The organism is Streptomyces sp. URMC 124 (assembly GCF_051386455.1).
GTDB lineage: Bacteria > Actinomycetota > Actinomycetes > Streptomycetales > Streptomycetaceae > Streptomyces.
Map to the genome: position 1 here is coordinate 1 of NZ_JBPQTS010000279.1, position 3,641 is coordinate 3,641.

The 3,641-nt window shown below is 68.5% G+C and carries 4 protein-coding genes; 3 read left to right on the forward strand and 1 reads right to left on the reverse strand.

The features are described 5' to 3' along the window. Positions 1 to 125 precede the first annotated feature (125 nt). Complete coding sequence (locus ACSNOG_RS32075) at positions 126 to 650, reverse strand: hypothetical protein (protein ID WP_436756222.1); 525 nt, start codon at positions 648 to 650, stop codon at positions 126 to 128. 902 nt (positions 651 to 1,552) lie between these two features. Here ACSNOG_RS32075 and ACSNOG_RS32080 point away from each other — a divergent pair. The 3 genes from ACSNOG_RS32080 to ACSNOG_RS32090 form a co-directional block, all read left to right on the forward strand. Next, positions 1,553 to 1,795, forward strand: coding sequence for a hypothetical protein (locus ACSNOG_RS32080; protein ID WP_436756223.1), 243 nt, complete (start codon positions 1,553 to 1,555; stop codon positions 1,793 to 1,795). Beyond that, entirely contained in the window at positions 1,759 to 2,133 is a 375-nt protein-coding gene (locus ACSNOG_RS32085) for a hypothetical protein (protein WP_436756224.1), read from the forward strand. Before ACSNOG_RS32080 ends, ACSNOG_RS32085 begins: the two co-directional genes overlap by 37 nt. A gap of 510 nt (positions 2,134 to 2,643) precedes the next feature. Continuing rightward, on the forward strand, positions 2,644 to 3,641 hold a 998-nt coding region (locus ACSNOG_RS32090), incomplete at its 3' end, for a serine/threonine-protein kinase (protein WP_436756225.1).

Below are 3,641 nucleotides of genomic sequence, written 5' to 3' on the forward strand. Positions count from 1 at the left end.
CACGCGGACACGCGGACACGCGGACACGCGGACACGCGGACACGCGGACACGCGGACACGCGGACACGCGGACACGCACAGCGCGCCGTGTGGCCTGGGCCGAAGCCAAACGGGGGGTGGGCCGGTCAGAGTCCTGCGGCGCGTCGCCGACGGTGGTGGGCGATGGTGACGGCGGCCAGGAGTGGCCCCCAGGCGACCAGCGGCAGGTAGAGGATTCCGGCAACGGTGCTGCCGAAGGGGGTCATGTCCGGATGGGGGAAGGCCCACCAGAAGGCAAACTGGGTGAGGATCAGCGTCAGAGCCCCGGCGGCGAGGCTCGCCACCGCGGTCACCGCACGCGGGTTCGGCCGACGCCCGCCGACGAACGGGATCCACCGGGGCAGCACCTCACCCCATGGCCGGACAAGCCCGAGCGTGAGCAGCGCGAGCAACTCTCCGCCCACGGTGAGCCCGACCACATACACCGCGCCCCAGCCGGTGAAGCCCATCGCATCGTACCCGGCTTCGGTGTACCCGGCGGTGAAACCTGCCGCCAGCATCAGGCGCCAGATCCCGGACGGCAGGGTGACCAGCGCGGCGGCATGGGCGGCACGGATGGCCCAACGGGGCGAGGGCGGAAGGCTCGCGGTGTCGAGTTGTGTGGTCGTCATGTGCACTATCCTCTCTGCGTCCCGCCGCCCCGGCATCGCCTCTGAGGACTGGCCTCGAAGCCAGCCTCGGAATGAGACCGGTACCTCCGTCTCCCCCGCGCGGGGGAGGGCTGTCCCCATCCGGCCGCAGGCGCACCGCGGCTCGGCAGGACCTTCGCTGGGTAAGTCTCTTCTTCGTCCGTACGCAACTGGGAAGAAAGTCCGTACGCCGCCATCTCGCAAGCAGGAGCGTCCCGTTCGACGCTTGTCCTGCAGGGACAGCACAGTCATTCACAAACTACGGTGGCCGGTCACACTTGGCACGTCTGCCGTACGCCACGGTGCTCTTGCCGGACGAGCAGATCGTCGAGGTCCGGGTGACACGTCGACGCCGTGATCAGCACGGCGTGTGGCGGTATGACCTGATCCTGGAGATCCCTGACCGCGTCGATACCTCCACGGCCCGTTGCATCAGATACGTCAGGTGTCCTTCTGTGCTCCACACCCGCTGGTGTGCCGGGCGACGGCCGCGGCGGCGCAGCCGCTGCCGGACCAGGACCAGGACCAGGACCAGGACCAGGACCACAGCGTCCTTGATCCACCGCCTGCCGGCGAACGCAAGCGGTGGCGAGTCTCGGAGCCGCCCCAGGGCGCGGGCCCGACCGGGTCGTCCACCGGCTGGACTGCGCACAGGAAGCGATTTGATCAGCGCTGTCGCCCGATGTCTCGAGGAGCGGGAGCGAAGCCGGTCTCACTACAGATCGCCGGGCAGAAGCTTATCCATGACTGGCCACCAGCACATACTCACTGATCGTTTAAGAATGACCTGCTGCGGCGGTGGCTGCCGAGTGGGTGTCCGCTGTGGGCGTCTGTAGGTCGGGCTTGGCCCCCGCGCGTCAGCGGCCCTGACTATCGTCGTGGTCATGGCCTCAAACGATCATCTGCTCGATCTGATTCAGAGTATGCCGGACATCCACGAGCTGCTGCGGACCTCCTTCGAGTTCGACATCGAGCGCAAGGGGTGCGGTGCCGGCCTGAGGCTTGCCACGGGCGCGCCCCTGGAGCCGATCGCGGGGGATTTCACCGGCGGGGCGTCTTCCTGTGCGCTGAGGAAGGCGGCCGCCGCGCAGTGGTGTTCGCGAGCTCCGAGGGGGCTGGCGGGCTGATCGCCGACGACCTGGAGGACGCGCTGGAGATCATTATCGGACTGGAATGGCGGGACTGCCTCAGATTCTCCGGCGGTGGCGATCTGGACGTCATGCAGGCTTCCGCCCAGCACCTTGAGAGAAATCTCGCCAGGGCTAATCCGGAGTTCCGCCAAGAGCGATGGCGGGTGGCTGTGGCTCTGTCACTCCGTGTACTTCCTGTCCGTGACCTCGTCATCAGTCTGCGGGCGGCAGCCTCAAGAACCGCGCCGCGCTATGTGGTGACAAGCAACGACGGGGACGTCTACGACCTGCCGTTCGGCGAGTACTCGGAACCGCGGCACGGTGGTTGGTGCTGAGTCGGGGCAAATTCCCGATCGCTGATGCCGTCGAACTTAACAGCTCCGCCGGCGTCGGACGGCAGGGTTCGGCAGAGTCTGCGAGCATGTCCGCTGCACACGTGAGGGTGGCACACGGGTCTGGTGTGCCACCTACCTCTATTGAGTGGGGTCCGGCAGCCCGGCTGGCAGCAGCCCTGCCTCAACATCTTCGCGGGGAAGACGAATACCAGAGGCTCCCCCACCGTCTGGAAGGTGCGGGTAAGCAGGTCGTCCCTCTGCCACCCACACCGGCCTGGCGTAGGGCCTCGCCGAGCGAGGCGACCTTGCCCGTCAGATCGTCACGCCTCAGGCGGCCGCCGACGACCGTGGCAGGAGAACCCGTTCCGGTAGGAACACGGGCTTACACCCAATGATCCCCGGTCAGCGAAACCGGGGACCAGCCACACCATTGAAGCCTCTCCACCGCCACCCTGTGCACCACGAGTAGAGATGCTTGGTTAGGGTGCGGGGCCGGGGGTGTGGAGATTCATGGAAAGCAGCAGGTCCGCCGGGTTCTTCCAGGAGCTGGAGGCCGACGACCCATCGGTCGTCGGGAGCTACCGGCTCGTCGCGCGGCTCGGTTCCGGCGGGATGGGGAAGGTCTACCTCTCGTACACCCCCGCCGGCCGACCCGTGGCGATCAAGGTGATCCGCCCTGAATTCGCGGAGGATGCGGAGTTCCGGCGGCGGTTCGCCGACGAGGTGGCGGCTGCCCGGCGCGTCCAGGGACTGTGCACGGCGCCGGTCCTCGACAGCGACACCGACGTCTCGCGGCCCTGGCTCGCCACCGCATACGTTCCCGGCCCCACCCTGTCCTCGGCCGTCGCCGCCCACGGGCCGCTGCCCGTAGCGACTGTGCGGCTGCTCGTCGCAGGCATCGCGGAAGCACTGCAGGCCATCCACGACGCGGGCCTGGTGCACCGCGACCTCAAACCGTCCAACGTCCTGCTCGCCCCCGATGGGCCGCGGGTCATCGACTTCGGCATCGCACGGGCCGCCGACGCCACAGCACTGACCGCAAGTGGGGTGACGATAGGGACGCCTTCCTTCATGGCACCCGAGCAGGCATCCGGTACCCAGATCACCGCGGCGACAGACATCTTCGCCCTCGGCCAGGTGGCCGTCTTCGCGGCAACCGGTGCCTCCGCATACGGGGACGGGCCCTCACACGCCGTGCTCTACCGCATCGTCCACCAGGCCCCCGACCTGTCCGGCGTACCGGCAGAGCTGCGGGACCTCATGGCACAGTGCCTGGCCAAGGATCCGGGCCGGCGCCCGGCGCTGTCCGCGGTCATCGACCTCTGCCGCGCCACAGGCGACCACACCCAGTTGCAACGCACCGAAAACTGGCTGCCGACCGGCATCGCAGCAGGCACAGTACAGCGCCCGACCGCGCCCGGCCCTGCGCCCACAGCCCCCCTTACTGAGGTCGTGCCGTCGGCCCCGGACACCACCCCACCGCCGTCCCCGCCTGCCGCGCCGATATC

What these genes read in the sequence shown, in the direction of transcription:
- ACSNOG_RS32075 (WP_436756222.1), bottom strand. Translation starts at nt 650, where the DNA reads ATGACGACCACACAACTCGACACCGCGAGCCTTCCGCCCTCGCCCCGT.
- ACSNOG_RS32080 (WP_436756223.1), top strand. Translation starts at nt 1,553, where the DNA reads ATGGCCTCAAACGATCATCTGCTCGATCTGATTCAGAGTATGCCGGAC.